Origin of the sequence: Corynebacterium sp. Marseille-Q2823 (assembly GCF_903645345.1) — a bacterium.
GTDB lineage: Bacteria > Actinomycetota > Actinomycetes > Mycobacteriales > Mycobacteriaceae > Corynebacterium > Corynebacterium hiratae.
On record NZ_CAHJXS010000001.1, the window covers coordinates 70,716 to 90,529 of the forward strand.

A 19,814-nucleotide genomic window follows, 5' to 3' on the forward strand; every position below is an offset into this window, starting at 1 on the left:
ACAGGGTGGAAAACGCAAGGCCAAGCCAGTAGGTTTGAATCATGTCACGTTTTAGCCCACTGAATTGGCCCGTTGTGCGCCAAATCCGGAACAAGGATGCCTTCGGCCGCGACGTGTCCACGCAGTCGGCTAAGAGTGAAGACCTGCGCGGACGCACCGTTGACGCGGACCGCGTCGTCCAGTCGGTCTGCCCCTACTGCGCAGTGGGTTGTTCTCAGCGCGTTTATGTCAAGGATGACCGCGTCATCCAAATCGAGGGCGACCCAGATTCCCCGATTTCCCGCGGCCGCCTGTGTCCCAAGGGCTCTGCTTCTGAGCAGCTTATTAATTCCTCGACACGCATCACCACGATCAAGTACCGAGCTCCCTATGCCACCGAGTGGCAGGAGCTCGACGAAGAAACCGCGATGGATATGATCGCGGACCGTTTCGTGGAGGCGCGCGCGAGGCACTGGGAGGACGTCGATAAGCATGGGCGTCGTCTCAACCGCACCATGGGCATTGCGGGCCTGGGTGGTGCGACGCTGGATAATGAGGAGAACTACCTTATCAAGAAGCTGTTTACCGCCACCGGCGCCATTCAGGTGGAAAACCAGGCGCGTATATGACACTCCGCCACTGTTCCTAGTCTAGGAACGTCGTTTGGCCGCGGCGGCGCAACCCAACCGCTGCAGGATATGGCGAATGCGGACTGCATCGTCATCGAGGGTTCTAATATGGCGGAATGCCACCCCGTGGGATTCCAATGGGTCGTGGAAGCCAAGAAGCGTGGTGCGCGCATTATCCACGTGGATCCGCGCTACACACGTACGTCTGCCTTTGCGAACCGTCACATCGGCATTCGCGGAGGCACGGACGTGGTGTTGCTCGGCGCGATTATCAAGTACGTGCTGGATAATGACCTGTATTTCCACGATTACGTGGTGAATTACACGAACGCGGCGTCGATCATCTCGCCGGATTTCCAGGACACCGAGGATTTGGAGGGCTTGTTCTCCGGGTACGACGCAGAGAAGGGCAAGTACGTCACGGACTCGTGGCAGTACGTGCGAAAGCCTGAGGGCTCCTCGTGGAACGTGGAGAAGGACATGACGCTGGAGGATCCGAATACGGTCTTCCAGATTCTCAAGCGCCACTACTCGCGCTACACCCCGGAGATGGTGGAAGAGACCTGTGGCATTTCGCCGGAGGACTTCTACTACTTGGCGGACTCGATTGCGCAGAACTCCACCCCGGAGCGCACTACGTGCTTCGCCTACGCGCTGGGCTTTACCCAGCACACCCTGGGTGCACAGTTCATCCGTACCGCGGCGATCCTGCAGCTGCTCATGGGCAACGTGGGCCGACCTGGCTCGGGCATCATGGCCCTGCGCGGGCATGCGTCGATTCAGGGATCGACCGATATTCCGACCCTGTTTAACTCGCTGCCGGGCTACCTGCCCATGCCGCACGCGGATCAGGAGACCTGGGAAGATTACCTGGATTCCTTCCGGCAGGAAGACCAGAAGGGTTTCTGGCAGCTGGGTGAGAACTACGCGGTCTCGCTCATGAAGTCCTACTGGGGCGACGCCGCAACCAAGGAAAATAACTGGGGTTTTGACCTTATGCCGCGCCTGTCTGGAGCGCACTCGACCTATGAGACCTTGCTGGCTATGCTGCGCAAGGAAGTGGAAGGCTACTTTGTCTTTGGCCAGAACCCGGCGGTGGCGCAGTCCAACGGCGGCATGCAGCGCCGCGGACTGGCTTCGCTGAAGTGGCTGGTCGTGCGCGATTTCCAAGAGATTGAAACGGCAAGTTTCTGGAAGGACTCGCCGGAAATCAAGAACGGCGAGCTCAAGACAGAGGACATTGCTACTGAGGTCTTCCTCATGCCGGCAGCTACCCACGTGGAGAAGTCCGGAACCTTTACCCAGACTCAGCGCATGGTGCAGTGGCGCTTCCAGGCGACTCCGCCGCCGGGCCAGGCCCGCAGTGAGGCGTGGTTCTTCTACCACCTAGGCAAGAAGATTAGGGAGCGCTTGGCGGATTCGACTGATCCGCGCGATCTGCCGATCAAGTCTGTCACCTGGGACTACACCGAGGATGAGCACGGCGATCCAAGCTCGGATGAGATTCTGCGTGAGATCAACGGCTACTACCTTGATGGGCCTAAGAAGGGCCAGCTTTTGCCGGCCTTTACGGAGATGCGGGCCGACGGTTCCACCTCCGGCGGCTGCTGGATCTACACCGGCGTGTATAAGGACGGCATCAACCACGCCGCGAAGAAGGTCCCGGGTTCGGAGCAGAACGAAGTAGCACTCGAGTGGGGCTGGGTCTGGCCGGCCAACCGTCGCATCCTGTACAACCGCGCCTCCGCCAAGCCGGATGGCACTCCGTGGTCGGAGCGCAAGAAGTACATCTGGTGGGATGAAGAGCAGGGCAAGTGGGTCGGTGACGACGTCCCGGACTTCCCAGTGACGAAACGCCCAGACTACGTCGCGCCTGTCGACGCCGTTGGCCCCGATGCCCTCGATGGCGACGATCCGTTTATCATGCAGGCCGACGGCCTGGGTTGGCTGTTCGCGCCGAAGGGGTTGTCCGACGGCCCGCTGCCGACGCATTACGAGCCGCAAGAATCACCGGTGCACAACGCGCTGTACAAGCAGCAGCAGTCACCGACGCGCCTGACCATCAAGCGTGCGGATAACCTTTCCCGCCCGGAGCCGGGGGAGCGCGGTGCTGATGTTTTCCCGTTTGTCTTCTCCACCTACCGCCTGACGGAGATGTACACCTCGGGTGCGATGTCGCGCCGCCTGCCTTACTTGGCGGAGTTGCAGCCGGGGCTCTTCTGCGAAGTGGATAAAGAGCTGGCCGCCAAGCGTGGATTGGTCAACGGCGAGTGGGCCACCATCGTGTCCCCGCGCGGCGTCATCGAGGCTCAGGTTTTGGTGACGGACCGCATGGAGATGCTCACCATCAATGGTGAGGACTTCCACCAGATCGGGCTGCCGTATCACTACGGCGAATCGGAGACCACCGAGGTGGCCGGCGATGGCGCCAACGACCTGTTGGGTCTGACCTTGGAGCCGAACGTGTTCATCCAGAACTCCAAGGTGGGTGCGTGCGATATCCAGCCGGGTCGCCGTCCGCGTGGAGAGGCCCGCGTCAAGCTCTTGCGTGAGTACCAGGAGCGGGCGCACCTGAACGTGGAATCCGGAAACAGGATCCTGGATGTCTCAGACGCCTTCACCACTGAGAGCACCGCCTCCGCAGAGAACACTGGTGACGACTCCACGGCGGGCAACGAGGCAGACTATGAAGGAAAAGAAAGCTAAGGAGGACGCGTGGCTAATATTTTGACCGAAAAGGCTGACCGGCACGGCTATGAGTCCTATCAGCGCATGGCGTTCTTTACCGATACCTCGGTGTGCATTGGCTGCAAAGCCTGCGAGGTGGCGTGCAAGGAATGGAACCGCAACCCAGTGGAAGGCTACGCGGTTACCGGAAACTCCTATGACAACACTGGCGGGCTGGGCGCGAATACGTGGCGCCACGTGGCCTTCATCGAGCAAAACAACGAGCGCATTGAGCAGGCGCGCGAGGAGGGGCGCAACCTTGTCTCGCTGGGCCTGCCCACGGTGTCCGCACCGAGCGTTACTCCGGACACCGATGATTTTCGCTGGCTCATGTCCTCCGACGTCTGCAAGCACTGCACCAACGCAGGCTGCTTGGACGTATGCCCGACGGGCGCGCTCTTTCGCTCCGAGTTCGGCACCGTCGTGGTGCAGGATGATGTGTGCAATGGCTGCGGGACCTGCGTTGCCGGTTGCCCGTTTGGCGTCATTGAGCGCCGCGATGACGGCGGCGTGACGCTGAAGGCGGACAAGACCGCCACCGTGGATTATGAGGTCCCTGACCACGCGGGTGTGAACGTGCTGGCAAAGCTGAAGCAGCTCAAACCCCAAGGCCCAGACCACGTGCCGGGCCAGACGATGCCGATCAAGAATTTAGGCGTGGCCCAGAAGTGCACCATGTGCTACGACCGCCTCAAGATCGGTGAGCAGCCCGCGTGCGCCAAGACGTGCCCGACGGATTCCATCCAATTTGGCCCCTACGAGGAGATGCTCGCTGCCGCGAAGGAGCGCGTCCGCGTCCTCCACGAGCAGGGCCTGACGGAGGCTCGTCTCTATGGCGCCAATTCCCAGGATGGGGTCGGTGGAACGGGTTCTATTTTCCTGTTGCTCGATTCCCCAGAGGTCTACGGGCTGCCGCCGGATCCGCGCGTTCCCACGGCGGATTTGCCGCAGATGTACAAGACCGCAGCGAAAGCTATCGGAGGAATGGCGCTGGCCGTGGCCGGGGCATTCATGTTGGGAGGCCGCAAGTGAGCGAGTTCGATGAGTACCGCCCGCCGCAGGAGCCTAGGCGCAGGCGAGGCGGCGGCAAGAAGCGCCGGCGTGGACGAGTCGGAGCCGGCGCACAGGATGGTTCCAAAGAAGAGCGCATGGCGGAGGACTTCGAGTTCTCCTCGTATTACGGCAAGCCCGTAGTCAAGGCCCCGCCGTGGGAGTGGCCCATCGGCGGCTATCTCTTCCTCGGCGGCGTGGCCGGCGGTTCTGCGATGTTGGCCGCCGGTGCCCAGGCCACGGGGAACGCACCGCTGAAACGCTCGACGCGGATGACGGCTTTCTCCGCGGCATCGGTAGGGTCGGTCTTTTTGGTGCTCGACCTCGGCCGCCCGGAGCGCCTGCTCAACATGTTCCGCGTCTTCAAGGTGACCTCGCCGATGTCCATCGGCTCGTGGATCCTGGGCAGCTTCGCTTCCGCCGCGGCCCTGCCGGCGGTCGTGGAAGCGGACGCATTGGTCGGCGGTGTGCTACCGAAGTCGCTTCGCCGCCTCCTCGATAAGGCGGCGGGTCCAGCAGGCGCTGTCGCCGGCGTGCTTGGTGGCCCGCTGGCGGGCTACACGGCGGTGCTGTTGGCCAACACGTCAAACCCGACGTGGAATGACGCGAAGAAGCATCTGCCTTATGTGTTCGTGTCCTCGGCTTCGGCTGCGGCGTCGGGTGCCGCCATGGTCTTTACCCCGGTGGAGAATGCTGGCGCGGCACGAGTACTCGGTATCACTGCCGCGGCGACCGATCTGGCCGCGACCCGTGTCATGGAAGCGAACATGGAGCCCGAGCCTCTGCGTCCGCTGCACGAAGGCACGCCCGGGAAACTCATGAAGGCCTCCGAGGCGCTCATTGCCGCGGGCGGGGTGGGAACCGCAATCGCGTCGGTCACAAAGTCGCGCGCGTGTCGTGTCGCCTGGCACCGGCGGTTCTGTCGCGCGTTTCGGCGTGACAATGCGGGCTGGAGGCGTGAGACCCGCGACAGCCGGCCCGCAAGCGCCGTGCTGAGGCCCGCCAGACAGATACGCACTCGACGGACTAGCGGATAGTAAGCGCGCCTCCGTCACGGCGCCAATGACGGATAGCAGACCTCGCCGATGACCAGCAGGCCACCCGAGGTTTGGGCATCGGCGAGGAAGACCAAGTCCTCTTCAGTCAGTCGAGTCGAGGGCGGACAACCAGGGCGAGCCGCCGGATAACTCCGCCAGGCGCCGTCCAGCCGCAGCGAAAGCGAACAGCCGCACATGCGAGGCGCGGCAATTTGGAGGTGGCTCAGAGCCGAAGCCGGTGACGTCCGTGCGCCAGCCGCGGCTACGCGCGGCATCGCGGTTGAGCGTGTCATGGATTCACCGCGGCACTCACCGGTGATTCGCTGCTTATTGAGATGCCCACAATGGTCGCGTGAGCGGGCCCGTCGGCGGCGTCGTTATAATCTTGTCGGGTGAATGCCGTGGACACCATACGTGGGCTCCGGGGCAGTGATGGAGTGTCCACCAGTAATGGAGATCCCTGCCTCGCTGGCCACATCCATGCCACCGCGCAGGACTTCGCGCAAAATGTCGAGGCCGAGCTTCTCGCGCGGCCAGCCCACGAGGTTGATGGCGGTGATGGGCGTGCCGCCCATGGCGTAGACGTCGGACAGCGCATTGGCGGCCGCCACTCGGCCCCAGTCATAGGGGTCGTTGAGCATCGGGGTGAAGAAATCCGCGGTGGAGATGACCGCGAGGCCGTCGTGGATGCGTACGGCGGCGGCATCGTCGCCGTCGTCAAGCCCTACCAGCACGTTGGGGTCCGCGGTACCCACGAGGCCCGCGACGGCGGACTCGAGTTCTCCTGGGGGAATCTTGCAGGCGCAGCCGCCACCGGCGGCAAAGGACGTAAGTGTGATGTCAGACATGGGGGCCATTCTAGCCGCGTGTATGGTGAGCAGACGGAGGCGTACGTGTCCTGGTGGGCGCCCCGGTCTTCAAAACCGGTGAGGCCGAGCATCTCGGTCTGGCAGGTTCGATTCCTGTCCGTCTCCGCCATCCGTGCTGCTAGGAGGACCCATGACGACAGACCCCCGCCGCTTTATCCCGAAGATGGATGAGATCCTCCAGTACCCGGCAGTGCGCACTGCGCGGGAGCGCAGTGCAGCTCACAAGGTCCGGGCAATCATCGACGCCGTGCTTGCCGACGCCCGCTCCGGCTCCCTCGCCCCCTCCGACATTCAGCAGGAGCTGGCCGACAGACTCGAAAGCGCACAGCCCTATTCCTTGCGCCGCGTCATCAATGCCACGGGTGTGATCATTCATACGAATCTGGGCCGTGCCCCTTTGCCACCAGCCGCGGTGGACGCGCTTGCGGCGGCGGCCGGCTATACGAACGTCGAGATGGACTTAGACAGCGGTCAGCGCTCACGGGATAGGGGACGCGGCGCGGTCGAGACTGTCCTGGCCGCCTGCCCCGGCGCGGAAGATGCGCTGGTGGTCAACAATGGCGCGTCTGCGCTGTTGCTGGCGACCGCCGCCTTGGCCCCCGGTAAAGAGGTCATCATTTCCCGGGGCGAACTCATTGAAATTGGCGCGGGCTTTCGCTTGCCCGAGCTTATCGAGTCCACGGCCACCCGCTTGCGTGAGGTTGGCGCGACGAACCGCACCCACGTGGCGGACTATGAGCGGGCTTTGGGGGAGAACACCGGGGCGATTCTCAAGGTGCATCCCTCCAACTTTGTGATCAGTGGCTTCACGTCTTCTGTGCCGGTTACTGAGTTGCGTGCGCTTACGGATGCGCCACTCATCGTGGATATCGGATCAGGGTTGCTCACTCCCGATGCGATGCTGCCTGAGGAACCCTCGGCCAGCGAGGCTCTTCGAGATGGCGCAGACGTGGTGCTTTTCTCGGGGGATAAGCTCCTTGGCGGACCACAAGCCGGGGTGCTTGTGGGGACGAAGGAAGCGATCGCCGCGTGTAAGAAACACCCGTTGGCGCGGGCGGTGCGCATCGATAAGCTGCGGCTCAACGCGCTTGAAGCCTCGCTTTCAACCCCCTCCAATGCCGTGCAGGACGCGCTGCACATTGATCCGCAACGCCACCTTGAGCGTACGGAGAAGGTCGCCGCGGCGGTAGGCGGCGAGGTTGTCGAGCATGCCGGGCGCGTAGGCGGCGGCGGGGCGCCCGAGGTACCGCTGCCGGGCTGGGCTGTGGCGTTGCCAGAAGAGCTGGCCCGTCCGCTGCGGTTGGGCGAGCCTCCTGTGGTGGCGCGCGTGAACCAGGGCCGCTGCCTGGTGGATCTGCGCTGCGTGCCGGAGTCGCAGGATGCGGAGCTTATTGCTGCAATTCAGGCGGTGATGTAGGTGTACGTTGTGGCTACGGCCGGGCATGTGGACCACGGCAAGTCGAGCCTGGTTAAGGCGCTGACGGGGATGGAGCCGGACCGCTGGGAGGAAGAGAAGCGGCGCGGCCTGACCATTGACTTGGGCTTCGTGTGGACGAAGCTCGACTCCGGCGCCGACGTGGCTTTTGTCGATGTGCCGGGGCATGAGAAGTTCCTAGGCAACATGCTGGCCGGGGTGGGGCCTGCACCGGTGGTGCTCTTTGTGGTGGCGGCCGATGAAGGCTGGCAAGCGCAGTCTACTGACCACCGGGATGCCCTACGCGCCGTGGGAATCGAACACGGAGTGGTCGCGCTGACCCGCGCGGATAGGGCTGACTCGGCCCGCCGCGCTGAGGTAGCCGCACAGGTCAAGGCAGAGCTGGCTGGAACAGCGCTTGCCGACGCTCCCGTGGTCGAAGTCTCCGCTAAGACCGGCGAGGGCGTGGACAAGCTGCGTTCTGAACTGGATAAGGTCCTTGCCGCTATGCCCGCGCCAGATCCCCAAGCACGTGTGCGGTTGTGGGTCGATCGTGCCTTCAGTGTGAAGGGTGCGGGCACCGTGGTGACGGGAACGCTGGCGGCGGGGACTGTCTCGGTGGGGGATGAGCTGGAGCTTGGCAGGCAACTCGTGACAGTGCGCGGCGTACACAGTGAAAACAAGTCGGTGGATAGCGCTGGTCCGGTTACGCGCGTGGCGCTCAACCTCCGCGGGGTGGCCGCCGACCAGGTTCATCGCGGATGCACTGTTGAGCCCCGAGCGGTGGCGGGTGCTTGATACCGTGGACATTCGCCGCACTTTTGGGACCGCGATGACCGAGCTTCCCCAGAACCTCGTGGTGCACATTGGCACGGCGGGGGTCGGTGCCCGTCTGCGGCCCTTAGGCGGTGAATCGCGGGTTGACACTGAAAGCCCGCTACCTCTCACGCTGCTCGATAGATTCGTGGTGCGCAGCCCCGGCGGGCGGCACGTGGCGGCGGGCTTCGAAGTCGTGGACATGCACCCGGCTGAGCTGCGCAGACGTGGTGATGCGAAGAAGCGCGCAGCTGAGCTAGAAGTTTTAGAACCGGCGAACCCGTCCGAGTGGCTCAAGCGCTGCGGCTACGCTGCACATGAAGACCTCGTGCGCGATGGCTTTTCGGTAGAGGAAAAGCCGGCAGGAGTCATCGAATTCACTCAGTGGTGGATTGCCGCCCGCCAGGTAACCGCGTGGAAGAATGCCCTCGTTGAGGCTGTGGAAGCACATGCTGCGGCGAACCCGCTGTCCCCGGGACTGACGAAGGCAGCGGCCATGGATACCCTGAACCTGTCGGAGCCGTCCCTGCTGGGACTGGCGGTAGCAGCCGCCAAGCTCGAATCGGTCGATGGCGTGCTGCGCGTGCCCGGACAGACCGTCGACCTTGGACCTGCGGAGAGGGCCGTGGCTGAGCTTGAGCAACGCCTGCGCGCTGAGCCTTTCGCCGCCCCGGAGGCTGCGGACCTCAAGGAATTGGGACTGGGCCCCAGGGAGCTCGCTGCGGCCGAGCGCGCCGGGCGCGTGCTCCGGCTGGACAAAGGCGTTGTGCTTTTGCCTTCCGCTCGGCGCGAGGCACTCAGCGTGGTTGCGCAGTTGGAACAGCCCTTCACCCTCTCGGAGGCGCGACAGGCTCTGGGAACGACGCGCCGGGTTGCTATTCCGCTCTTAGAGCACCTCGATGCCACCGGCGCGACCCGTTTGGTGGACGGAAAGCGCTTTGCATTCAGTGAAGAGGCAAAGGAACCACAATAAAGGCACCATTTGGGCGCGGTATTCGAAGAAATCCCAGGTCGTAACATTAGTTACGGCGCATAAGGTTCCAGTTAAAAGGTGCCTTTGGGGGCCATTGAGAAAACTGGAAGGGTGCAAGTGTCTTCAATGGCTTAACGGTGACCGTCATTGACGGTCACCGTTATGTTTTGTAGGGTGAACCCATGATTCAGTCTTTCGGTAACCGTGATACCGAGCTTGTCTGATTACGCGAAGCGTCGCCGCGGATTGATCCGAGAATCCACAAAACTGCTAATAGAAAACTCCATCAGCTCGATGCTGCTGTTTCACTGAACTCCTTACGAGTTCCACCGGGTAACCGCCTCGAAGCGTTGAAAGGTGACCGGAAAGGAACATTCAGTATCCGGGTCAATCAGCAGTGGAGGATTACCTTCCGCTGGACCGAGGCCGGCCCAGCGGACGTTGTTATCGAGGACTATCACTAAGGACAGTTATGAGTACCAAGCTTTATCCGCCGATTCACCCCGGCGAAGTGCTTAATGAAGATTTCATTGAAGCTTTTGGGATTTCCCAGCACAAACTGGCTGTAGAAATTGGCGTTCCGCCGCGGAGGATTAATGAGGTTGTCCACGGCAAGCGTGGAATCACTGCAGATACCGCTCTTCGGCTAGGAAAGTACTTCGGAATCGAACCGCAGTATTGGCTTAACCTGCAAAGCCGTTATGAATTGGAGGTGGCTGAGGATGCCGTCGCTGATGAAATCGATGGCATCCGGCCCCTCGGTGCGGCTTAAAACCAGGGGGGCAAAGGAACCACAGTAAAGGCACCGTTTGCGGGCGGTTTTCAGAGAAAGCCCAGGTCAATGAATTAGCGCAAGTGCATAAGGTGCCAGTTAAAAGGTGTCTTTAGGGGACGTGAAGGTACGTGAGCCGGTGGGTAGCGGTGAGGCAAGGGGATCCGCAGGCGTGGTGAACTCCCAGTCGGCGTCGGGGTCGAGTGCTGGCGGGATGGCGGGCTTCTCCGAGTCGAGCGGCAACGGCGGGGCCGCGGGTGCGAAGAGCTCGGCAGACTGAGCCGGGGCAGCAGGGGCTTCGGGGGCGAGGGGAAGGTCCACTGCGATGCGGCCCGCAGCAGCATAAGCGCGGGCAGCGAGGGGAGCCCCGGACTGGGGAGCAGCTGCGAACGCGGCGGCCAGCGCCGGGGCATCGGAGAGCTCCGCGCACGGTCCGAGGACGAGGTTGTCGTGGGTGGCGAGGACGGTGTCGTCGAGAAGCGCGAGCGTCACGAAGAACTGCTTGGTGCCCATCTCGCGCAGCTGATGCGCGGTGAGCTCTCCCTCCGCGACGCGAACGAGGGCGCCGTGGCCCCCGCTGAGCAGGGCGGTGCCCGCTGGCTGATTGTTTGCGGGAATCATCCACGGGTCGAGGCCCAGAGCAACGGCAACTTCTATCTCGCCGTCAACGATCTCGACGGTGGCATGTGTTGCTGGAGTCATCGCCGCCGTGCGCAGACGGTTGAGAGCGGGATACTCGGCGGACTCCTCGCCATCGAGCGCACCTAGAAAACCAAAATCCGAGCGCACACGCCAGCCTCCCGTTGTGGGCTCGGGGAGCAAGGACACGTCAATGAGCGCAGGCTGTTGCTCCAACCCCGGGATGCTCAGCGCAGTGCCGAGACTAAGATGCTCGAGAATCGCGACGTGCTCGACACCAAAGTAGGAGGGGGCCAGCGGATACAGCGCCATGGTTATGACAGTCACCTCGTGAGTCAGATGGGAAGCGATGGACTCCTTCCAAGCTTACGCAGGGGCCGGGTTAGACACGCTATAGTTTCCCACTATGGACTTAGCCACCATTGCCTTCGCTTTCAGTCTTGTGCTGCTGTCGGGCTTGTCGACGTCCATCGGTGGCGCCTTGGCCGTCGGCAAGCGCGAGCCTGGCCCGAAGTTCATGGCGTCTGCCCTGGGGTTGTCCGCAGGCGTGATGCTTTATGTCTCCTTCATGGAAATCCTGCCGGAGGCCGTGAAGAAGCTAGAGAGCACTCTCGGGGACGAAGCGCGCGCGACCTGGACGATGATGGCGGCATTCTTCGCGGGCATTGCGCTTATCGCCATCATTGACCGCCTCGTGCCGGAGGAGATTAACCCGCACGAGCCGGCCACCACCGAGGAGGACGCGCGGCGCAAACGGCTGATGAAAACCGGTATGTTCACCGCCTTCGCGCTGGCTATCCACAACTTCCCGGAAGGCTTCGCCACGTTCCTCTCGGGCCTGGAATCCCCAGAGATCGCCATCCCGGTGGCTGTGGCTATTGCCATTCACAACATCCCCGAGGGCATTGCGGTAGCGGTACCTTTGCGCAGCGCAACGGGCTCACGCAAGAAAGCCTTCTGGTGGGCCACGCTATCTGGCTTGGCCGAGCCCCTCGGCGCTCTCATTGGCTTCGCGCTGCTGATGCCTTTTATCGGCCCGATGACGTTTGGCATCAGCTTCGCCGTCATTGCCGGCATCATGGTGTTCATCTCTCTGGATGAACTTCTGCCCACGGCAGAGGAGACCGGCGAACACCACTGCGCCATCTACGGGCTGATAGCCGGTATGGCGGTGATGGCTGTTTCGCTCGCGCTGTTTATCTAAGGTTTATTTCACTCGCTCCGCGGTGGCCTTGACCGCCATGACAATGGAGACGATGACTGCGCCCAGAATAAAACCACACAGCATGGACAAGGCAGTATCTGCCGTCCAGGCGAGTGCGCCGTTGCTGATGCTTTCGGTGACGTGGTGGATGAAGCCATAGGGTTGCTCGGCGCCGAACTCGCTCAGACCCTTGACCACGATATGGCCGCCGACCCACAGCATGGCGGCGGTGCCGATAATGCCGATGATCTTGAGCACGATAGGCATTCCCTTGACCAATGCGGTACCCAGGGCAGAGTCACCATCGTGACGTTTGAGCAGGGCGACGCCGATGTCATCCATCTTGACTAGAAGCCCGACGGCGCCGTAGACGCCCAAAGTGAGAAGCACGCCGACGGTGACCAGGGCACCGAGGCGCAGCCAGAAGGGCTGATCAATGACCTCGTTGAGGGAGATCACCATGATTTCGGCCGACAGGATGAGGTCGGTGGTGATAGCGGCCTTGACCAGGGAGTCTTCGGCGTCGGGCCCCCTTTCTTCGGCTGGCATTTCCTCTTTTTCCCCGCGGTGGAAAACAGAGTGGAAGATCTTCTCAGCGCCCTCGAAACACAGGTAGGTGCCGCCGCACATGAGGATGGGCGTCAGGGCCCAAGGCGCGATCCAGGACAGGATGAGCGCGATGGGAAGGATGATGACGAGCTTGTTGATGAGCGAGCCCTTGGTGATGCGCCAAATCATGGGCAGCTCGCGCTGCGGCTTGACGCCCTGGACATATTGAGGCGTGACAGCGGCGTCATCGACGACGACTCCCGCTGCTTTCGCCGAGGTCTTTCCAGCCAATGCTGCTACGTCGTCGATGCTGGAGGCAGCGGAGCGGGCGATCAGGGCGACGTCATCAAGCAGGGCAAAGAGGCCACCGGCCATGACTCACATCCTTTAAGGTAGGGGAGAAGTACTCACCCTAGGTTACTCGGCAGGAACGAGCTCCACATTTTCTGCCCAAGTAAGGTCCATTCCCAGCGTGCGCAACCAATTCATGGCGTCATCGCCGTAGCGCGTGATGCCCTCGACGGCGGCCAGCGTGCGCTCCATGGCGCGCTCGGCTTCCTCCGCGCTGATAAGGCCGTTGGAGGTGGCGGCGGCTAGCTCGTCGATGTCGAGCACGTCAACCGGCTCGCCGGAGGTGGAGACCAAGTCGACGTAGAGATCGCGGGTGGTCCACACGTCCCCGTCAATGTCGATATCGGCAACGTCGATGTAGAAGTCTTGGTGCACGTCCACACCTTCACGGAAATGGAAGATATTGGCGCGCAGGCCGAGCTCTGGCAGCAGCCAAGACTCGAGGTAGCCGAAGCGCGGGTGGTTGGCGCCGCGGGCCATGTAGAGGCCAAAGTCGGTGACCCGGTAGGTGTCTACCTCGCGCTGGAAACCTTTCGGGTCGACATTGATGTTGTCGGCCGTATTGAAGGTCTCTTGCTTGACTGGGTGCAGGTCTGTGCTCATTAGTTCACCTCGAGGAAAGCCGCGGTAGGTGGGAAGGAACACGAGGATTCAGCAGTGTTGACCGCACCGGAGAGGACCGCCACGACGGTACCCTTGCCGGTCGTTGCGCGGCCCGAGACCGTGGTTGGCCCATCGGTGTTGATGCCGTTGTTGAAGAGGGGAGTGGTGCCGAACTGGAAGGTGTCCAGGTTGAACCACTGGACGCGCATGGCGCCCTGTTCTTCAGCGGCGGTCGGGGTACCCAGGGCGGTGAAGAGGAAGACGGCTTCGCCTTCACCGGCGCCTGGGGCCGGCATATCGGTTGGGCCCGGTACGGCGATGGCGGAACCCACCGAATCGCCCTGCCCGCCGATGCACTGCGCGGAGACCGTGGGCCAGTAGAACTGGCGGAAGCCGGGGTTATTTCCCTCCGGCATCGCGACGCCGCCCTCACCGCCGTCACCAGCGGTGAAGTTGAGTGCGGTGAGGATGGCGCTACGGGCCTCCTGCGGGATCCATGGCTGTGCCGCGAAAGCACGAACGCGCTCCTGCGTCTCCGGGGTGGGACGACCGAGGCTGTCCAGCGGGTTGCTGCTCTGGGGGACGTTCACCAGCGAGGAGAGGTCGGGGGCGCCGGCATGCGCGGGCGTGATGCTGAGCAGGCCCATCATCAGGGCAGCAGTGAGTCCGGCTACGCCGCGACGGGCGGAGCCGGTGGAGTGCTGTTCAGAAAAGGCCATGGAGAATCCTTGCGTGTGGGTGGGGAAGTGACGTCACAGAAACTGCACAGTGATCACATCAGTCACAATAGTATCTGCTGTCACAATATTCACTTTTTCGGCGTAGTCAACTCTTTTACGAGCTCTACTGTGGGGTATGTCGGCGCTTGATACCAATCTGTTACATCCCGCAGCGCTCTGCGGGATGATGCGCGCGATGCTGCACATCAAAGGGCTAGAGAGTATATTTAAGGGCCGTTCACATCGCTAACGCACCATGCTTTGAAGGAGCACCCCACACGTGAGTAATACTGAATTCCGTAACGTAGCCATCGTCGCGCACGTTGACCACGGTAAAACCACCCTTGTCAACGGCATGCTGGAGCAGTCCGGCGCTTTCGGCGACCATGGCGAACACTCGGATCGCGTCATGGACTCCAACGATCAGGAGCGCGAGCGCGGCATCACCATTCTGGCGAAGAACACCGCCATCCACCGCAAGGGCCTGGGCAAGGACGGCGGGGATCTCATCATCAACGTCATCGATACCCCAGGTCACGCTGACTTCGGCGGCGAGGTCGAGCGCGGTATCTCCATGGTGGACGGCGTTGTGCTGCTTGTCGACGCCTCCGAAGGTCCCCTCCCGCAAACCCGCTTCGTGCTCACCAAGGCGCTGGAGGCGAAGCTGCCGGTCATCATTTGCGTGAATAAGACCGACCGCCCGGACGCCCGCATCGACGAGGTCGTCACCGAGGCCCAGGACCTGCTGCTGGAAATCGCCGCTGGCCTCGAGGACGAGGAAGCAGCCGCTGCCGCCGAGGAGCTGCTGGGCCTGCCGGTCCTCTACACCTCCGGCCGCGAGGGCAAGGCTTCCACTGAGAACCCAGGCAATGGCAACGTTCCGAACGCCGATGATCTGCAGGCGCTTTTCGACGTTATTTATGACGTCCTCCCCGAGCCCTCCGCCAAGGTTGACGCCCCTCTGCAGGCACACGTGACCAACCTGGACTCCGATGACTTCCTTGGTCGTATCGCCCTGCTGCGTATCTACTCGGGCACCCTCAAGAAGGGCCAGCAGGTGGCCTGGATGCACTACGACGAGGAAGGGGAGATGCACACCAAGACCGTCAAGGTGGCGGAGCTCCTGCGCACCGTCGGCTTCCAGCGCCAGCCGGATACCGAGGCTATCGCCGGTGACATCGTGGCTATCTCCGGTATCTCCGACATCATGATCGGTGACACCATCGCGGACGTGGAGAACCCGCAGCCGCTGCCGCGCATCAAGGTCGACGAGCCGGCCATCTCCATGACCATTGGCGTGAACACCTCCCCGATGGCAGGCCAGGGCGGCGGCGATAAGCTCACCGCCCGCTTGGTCAAGGCCCGCCTGGACCAGGAGCTCATCGGTAACGTCTCCATCAAGGTGCTGCCGACCGAGCGTCCCGACGCTTGGGAAGTCCAGGGCCGCGGCGAGATGGCGCTTTCCGTGCTCATCGAGAACATGCGCCGCGAGGGCTTCGAGTTGACCGTCGGTAAGCCGCAGGTAGTCACCCAGGTCATCGACGGAAAGACGATGGAGCCCTATGAGATGCTCACCATCGATTCCCCCTCCGAGCACCAGGGCGCTATTACCCAGCTGCTGGCCACCCGCAAGGGGCAGATGCAGTCCATGGACGTGCGCGAGGGCGACTGGGTCCGCATGGTCTTCCGCGTCCCCGCCCGCGGTCTCATCGGTTTCCGCACCCAGTTCATGACGGAGACCCGCGGCGCTGGCATCGCCAACTCCATCTCCGATGGCCTTGACGTCTGGGCCGGCGACATCAAGGCCCGGCCGACCGGCTCGCTGGTGGCCGACCGTTCCGGACAGATCACCGCCTACGCCCTCCAGCAGTTGGCGGACCGCGGTGACTTCTTCGTGGAGCCGGGCATGGAGGCCTACGAGGGCATGGTTGTCGGCGCCAATAACCGTGATGAGGATATGGATATCAACATCACCAAGGAAAAGAAGCTGACCAACATGCGCTCCGCCACCGCGGATGCCACCGTCACCCTCGCCAAGGCCCGGACCCTGTCCCTGGAAGAGGCGCTGGAGTTCTGTGGCACCGACGAGTGCGTCGAGGTCGGCCCGAACGTTCTGCGCGTGCGCAAGGTCGAGCTGTCCGCCACCGACCGCAAGCGCGCGGCCGCCCGCGCCAAGCAGCTCAACAAGTAGTTCGCTCAGCGCCGCCCCGGGCAACTACAGTGGTAGGGAAAGTTTTCGGAATGTAAAGGTTGTGTGGAGTGGACCGTTTCCTGCCTCGGCTTGGCGTTATCCTCGCAGCCGCCCTGCTTACCGCCTGCCAGGCCAACCCCGGTCCGCCGCCGGTGGTAGATGAGAACGATCGCAGTACCACTCCAACGAATTCCAGCACCACGGCCCCGCCACCTGAGGCAGCACCCGAAGAGGACCTTCTGCCGGAGCGCAGCACCGTGGCGATTGGGGTGGACCCGCTGCGCGGCGGGCTCAACCCACACCTAGTGGCGAACAACTCCGAGCTGGTCAACCAGATTGCGGAGCTGGTCCTTCCTTCAGCTTTCCACGGCTCTGAGATGGATACGGATGTCCTGGAATCCGCAGAGGAGATCGAAGCCCCCGGCAGCATTGCCATGCGGGTACGCTATACCATCGCCGGGCCGGCGCAATGGTCGGATGGCACGCCGATCAGCGGCTCCGATTTTAACTACCTGTGGTCACAGATAACGCGCACGCCGGGCGCGAAGGACGTGGCTGGCTACCGGGCAATTACAGCCGTGCGGACCTCCGGGAATGGGCGCGTGGTCACCGTTGACTTTGCCCATCGCGTGGAGGATTGGCAGAAGCTCTTTGCCAACCTCGTGCCCTCCCACCTCCTGGAAGACCGCGATTTCGCCTCGGCCCTGGCTGACGGGATCCCCGCCTCGGCCGGGCGCTACCTCGTCGCCGGAATGGATCGCGGCCGGGGAATCATTACCCTCAACCGCAACGACCGGTTCTGGGGAGAAGATCCCGCGAATATCGACGTCATTCAGCTGCGCGCTGTGCGCGATACCGCGCAGGCGGTGAACATGTTGCGCTCGCACCAGATCGGTTTTGCTGATATCACCCCGCAGCAGACCACCCTGGAGAATTTGAGCCTGCTCAGCAACGTCAATACCGGTGTGGTGACCCGGCAACGCCAGCTGCGGCTGAACATGTCGGCCGTCGAGGGAGCGTTCGATGAACAGGCGCAACGCCGTGCGTTGGCCTCGCTTCTCGACACCGACCAACTAGCCCGCCTCGCCACCGGCCGCGCCTCGGAGCTCAAGCCTGGGAACAATCCCTTCGATAGCCACGCGGAGCTCGCCCCATTGCGCGAGCGTGCGGGCCGCAAGCCGGTGCGGATTGCCGTGGATCCCCAGTACCCCACCGCCTTGGCGGCGGCCACCACCATCGTGGACGTGCTCCAAGCCAAGGCCATCGACGCGGAGGTCGTCACCGAACGCCTGACCACGATTACCTCCGACCTGCTCCCGGCGGGCAAGGTGGATGCTGTGGTGGCGTGGGATGAGAACGGCGAGGACGCACTCAGCCTGGCCAACTATTTCGTGTGCGCGACACCCACGCGCCCGGCGGCAACGTTGTCTGGGTACTGCCCGGAAAACTCCGCCGACACTGCCCTGGGTATTCTCTCTGGCGACGTGGATTCCGCGACCGCCCAGGAGCGCGTAGAGCATCTCAACAGGGAGGAAGCGCTCTTCGTGCCGCTGCTCAACGAGGTGCGTATCCATGCTTTGGGCAAGGGTATTGTTGGCCCCGGACAAAGCATTGAGGACTGGAACTCCGGCCTCATCAGCGCACCGCAGTGGAGGAAAGATGATGACTAAGGATCTCACCGGCTACCGTGTCGTGGCCGTTCATGCCCACCCAGATGACGAGGTGCTTTTTACCGGCGGAACGTTGGCGGACCTGTCCGCGCGCGGCGCGCAGGTCACCGTGATTACCGCGACGCTGGGTGAGGAAGGCGAGATCATCGGCGAGCCCTACCAGGGCCTCGCGGAGACCGACCAGCTGGGAGGGTTCCGCGCTTGGGAGCTTAAGCACGCGCTCGACGCTTTAGGTGTCGACGGCATCCAACTGGGTGGTTTCGGGCACTTCCGCGATTCCGGCATGGAAGGCTCGCCCGCTCACGAGAATCCGCGGGCCCTGGTCAACCGCGTGGAAGAGGCCGCCGACCTGTTGCGGGGCCACCTTGTCGCGCTGCGTCCACATGCAGTGCTGACCTACGGCCCGGACGGCGGTTACGGGCACCCCGACCATATCGCTGTGCACAAGGCCGTGCATGCGGCTGCCTCGCCTGAGCAGCGCATCTGGTGGGCCGTCTTTGAGCGCGCCGCGCACTACCGCGGCCTCGATGCTGTTACCCCTCCGGAGGGCTGGAGCCTGCCCGATAAGGAGTACCTGGATAACTTCACCAATGCTGGCTGCGATGTGGCCTACGAGCTCACTGACGCGGCTCTCAGCGCCAAGCGCGCAGCGATGCTGGCCCACGCCACGCAGATCTGGCTTGCCGACGGCTCCCTCACTACCGTCAACCCTCACGCCGCCCAGGCGGGCTTGAAGGATCCCGCGGAGGTTCCCGCTGCCTATGCCTTGTCCAACCTGCTCACCATGCCGCTGCTGCGCCACGAGTTCTACCAGCTGGGCCAAGGTGAGCTGCAGGATTCATTGCTGGGGGAGAAATGAGCGAGCGCGCAATCCGCACCGACTTCTCCCGCGGCGAGCAAGTAGGGGGCCTAGTGTGGCTCGTCTTAGGCGCACTCTGCTCGCTGACCTTAGAGGTGGTCTATCTCACCGCCCGCGTGCCATGGTTCGACGGGGCCAGCGTGGCCTTTCCGATCACCATCCTCATCGCCTTTTGGTTCAACGGGGTGCTGACCCGCACAGCGCGGCTGTGGAGTGAGAATCCCTACATCGCGGGCTTGCCCGGTTTAGCTTGGGTGGCGGGTTTCCTCGCGTTCATGCTGGGTGCCGCTATCGGGGACGGTAGCTTGCTGGCCAATAATATTCTCAGCCTGCTGCTGTTCGCCGCGGGAATCGCGGGTAGCGTTTGGCCATTTTTCGCCTCGGAGTAGCATACTGTTAGTCGTAGAAAACCCGTGACACACAGGAGTTTAAACACCTTATGACTTACACCATCGCGCAGCCTTGCGTCGACGTGATGGACCGCGGCTGCGTTGAAGAGTGCCCGGTCGACTGCATCTACGAGGGCAAGCGCATGCTCTACATCCACCCGGACGAGTGCGTGGACTGCGGCGCCTGTGAGCCGGCTTGCCCGGTGGAGGCCATCTTCTACGAGGATGATGTCCCGGATGAGTGGCTGGACTACAACGATGCTAACGCCGCCTTCTTTGATGATCTCGGCTCCCCGGGCGGCGCAGCTGCGCTCGGCCCGCAGGACTTTGATGTCCCGATGATCGCTGCACTCCCGCCTCAGAACCAGGAGTAA

16 protein-coding genes, 1 tRNA gene and 2 pseudogenes are annotated in these 19,814 nt (G+C 62.8%); 14 read left to right on the forward strand and 5 right to left on the reverse strand.

Annotated features, from left to right (window positions below; translation table 11 throughout):
- Positions 1–41: 41 nt before the first annotated feature.
- The 3 genes from fdnG to nrfD are packed head-to-tail and all read left to right on the forward strand — an operon-like array spanning position 42 to position 5,422.
- Positions 42–3,314 (forward strand): formate dehydrogenase-N subunit alpha, encoded by a 3,273-nt coding sequence (fdnG, locus tag HWX44_RS00325; protein ID WP_254868068.1) that lies wholly within the window; start codon positions 42–44, stop codon positions 3,312–3,314.
- 9 nt (positions 3,315–3,323) lie between these two features.
- Entirely contained in the window at positions 3,324–4,367 is a 1,044-nt protein-coding gene (locus HWX44_RS00330; protein WP_175972790.1) for a 4Fe-4S dicluster domain-containing protein, read from the forward strand.
- Complete coding sequence (gene nrfD / locus HWX44_RS00335) at positions 4,364–5,422, forward strand: NrfD/PsrC family molybdoenzyme membrane anchor subunit (RefSeq protein WP_254868069.1); 1,059 nt, start codon at positions 4,364–4,366, stop codon at positions 5,420–5,422. The genes HWX44_RS00330 and nrfD overlap by 4 nt, the downstream gene beginning before the upstream one ends.
- Before the next feature lie 14 nt (positions 5,423–5,436).
- On the opposite strand, the pseudogene selD reads toward nrfD, so the two are convergent.
- Positions 5,437–6,270: pseudogene (gene selD / locus HWX44_RS00340) on the reverse strand (selenide, water dikinase SelD).
- Positions 6,271–6,305: 35 nt separating this feature from the next.
- Between selD and HWX44_RS00345 the strand changes: the two are divergent.
- The 5 genes and pseudogenes from HWX44_RS00345 (at position 6,306) to HWX44_RS00365 (ending at position 10,266) form a co-directional block, all read left to right on the forward strand.
- Positions 6,306–6,400, forward strand: a tRNA-Sec gene (locus HWX44_RS00345).
- A 21-nt stretch (positions 6,401–6,421) separates the two neighbouring features.
- Positions 6,422–7,708, forward strand: a complete 1,287-nt coding sequence (gene selA / locus HWX44_RS00350) for an L-seryl-tRNA(Sec) selenium transferase (RefSeq protein ID WP_175972791.1) — start codon at positions 6,422–6,424, stop codon at positions 7,706–7,708.
- Positions 7,709–9,494, forward strand: a pseudogene (gene selB / locus HWX44_RS00355) (selenocysteine-specific translation elongation factor). It abuts the gene before it with no gap.
- 245 nt (positions 9,495–9,739) lie between these two features.
- Positions 9,740–9,958, forward strand: coding sequence for a type II toxin-antitoxin system RelE/ParE family toxin (locus HWX44_RS00360; protein ID WP_246819861.1), 219 nt, complete (start codon positions 9,740–9,742; stop codon positions 9,956–9,958).
- Positions 9,959–9,966: 8 nt separating this feature from the next.
- Positions 9,967–10,266 (forward strand): HigA family addiction module antitoxin, encoded by a 300-nt coding sequence (locus HWX44_RS00365; protein WP_175972792.1) that lies wholly within the window; start codon positions 9,967–9,969, stop codon positions 10,264–10,266.
- Between the two features lie 99 nt (positions 10,267–10,365).
- Here the strand turns inward: HWX44_RS00365 and HWX44_RS00370 are convergent, their stop codons facing one another.
- Positions 10,366–11,232: a hypothetical protein gene (locus tag HWX44_RS00370; protein WP_254868070.1), complete on the reverse strand. Its 867-nt coding sequence runs from the start codon at positions 11,230–11,232 to the stop codon at positions 10,366–10,368.
- Between the two features lie 79 nt (positions 11,233–11,311).
- On the opposite strand from HWX44_RS00370, the gene zupT reads away from it, so the two are divergent.
- The gene (gene zupT / locus HWX44_RS00375; protein WP_175972793.1) at positions 11,312–12,109 is read left to right on the forward strand and encodes a zinc transporter ZupT; all 798 of its coding nucleotides are present in this window, start codon (positions 11,312–11,314) and stop codon (positions 12,107–12,109) included.
- 3 nt (positions 12,110–12,112) lie between these two features.
- On the opposite strand, the gene HWX44_RS00380 is transcribed toward zupT, so the two are convergent.
- The 3 genes from HWX44_RS00380 to HWX44_RS00390 are packed head-to-tail and all read right to left on the reverse strand — an operon-like array spanning position 12,113 to position 14,331.
- On the reverse strand, positions 12,113–13,033 hold the full coding sequence (locus HWX44_RS00380) for a DUF808 domain-containing protein (protein ID WP_175972794.1): 921 nt from the start codon (positions 13,031–13,033) through the stop codon (positions 12,113–12,115).
- Between the two features lie 42 nt (positions 13,034–13,075).
- Positions 13,076–13,612, reverse strand: a complete 537-nt coding sequence (locus tag HWX44_RS00385) for a DUF402 domain-containing protein (RefSeq protein WP_070516799.1) — start codon at positions 13,610–13,612, stop codon at positions 13,076–13,078.
- Positions 13,612–14,331 carry an Rv1157c family protein gene (locus HWX44_RS00390; RefSeq protein ID WP_158397595.1) on the reverse strand — a complete coding sequence of 240 codons (720 nt, stop codon included), beginning with the start codon at positions 14,329–14,331 and terminating at the stop codon, positions 13,612–13,614. Before HWX44_RS00390 ends, HWX44_RS00385 begins: the two co-directional genes overlap by 1 nt.
- A 280-nt stretch (positions 14,332–14,611) precedes the next feature.
- Between HWX44_RS00390 and typA the strand changes: the two genes are divergently transcribed.
- The 5 genes from typA (at position 14,612) to fdxA (ending at position 19,814) form a co-directional block, all read left to right on the forward strand.
- Positions 14,612–16,522: a translational GTPase TypA gene (gene typA, locus HWX44_RS00395; RefSeq protein WP_046648270.1), complete on the forward strand. Its 1,911-nt coding sequence runs from the start codon at positions 14,612–14,614 to the stop codon at positions 16,520–16,522.
- Between the two features lie 68 nt (positions 16,523–16,590).
- Positions 16,591–18,192, forward strand: coding sequence for an ABC transporter family substrate-binding protein (locus tag HWX44_RS00400; RefSeq protein ID WP_175972795.1), 1,602 nt, complete (start codon positions 16,591–16,593; stop codon positions 18,190–18,192).
- Positions 18,182–19,051 (forward strand): PIG-L family deacetylase, encoded by an 870-nt coding sequence (locus tag HWX44_RS00405; protein WP_175972796.1) that lies wholly within the window; start codon positions 18,182–18,184, stop codon positions 19,049–19,051. Before HWX44_RS00400 ends, HWX44_RS00405 begins: the two co-directional genes overlap by 11 nt.
- Positions 19,048–19,440 (forward strand): hypothetical protein, encoded by a 393-nt coding sequence (locus HWX44_RS00410; protein WP_049154368.1) that lies wholly within the window; start codon positions 19,048–19,050, stop codon positions 19,438–19,440. Before HWX44_RS00405 ends, HWX44_RS00410 begins: the two co-directional genes overlap by 4 nt.
- Positions 19,441–19,490: 50 nt before the next feature.
- Positions 19,491–19,814, forward strand: a complete 324-nt coding sequence (fdxA, locus tag HWX44_RS00415) for a ferredoxin (RefSeq protein WP_005327491.1) — start codon at positions 19,491–19,493, stop codon at positions 19,812–19,814.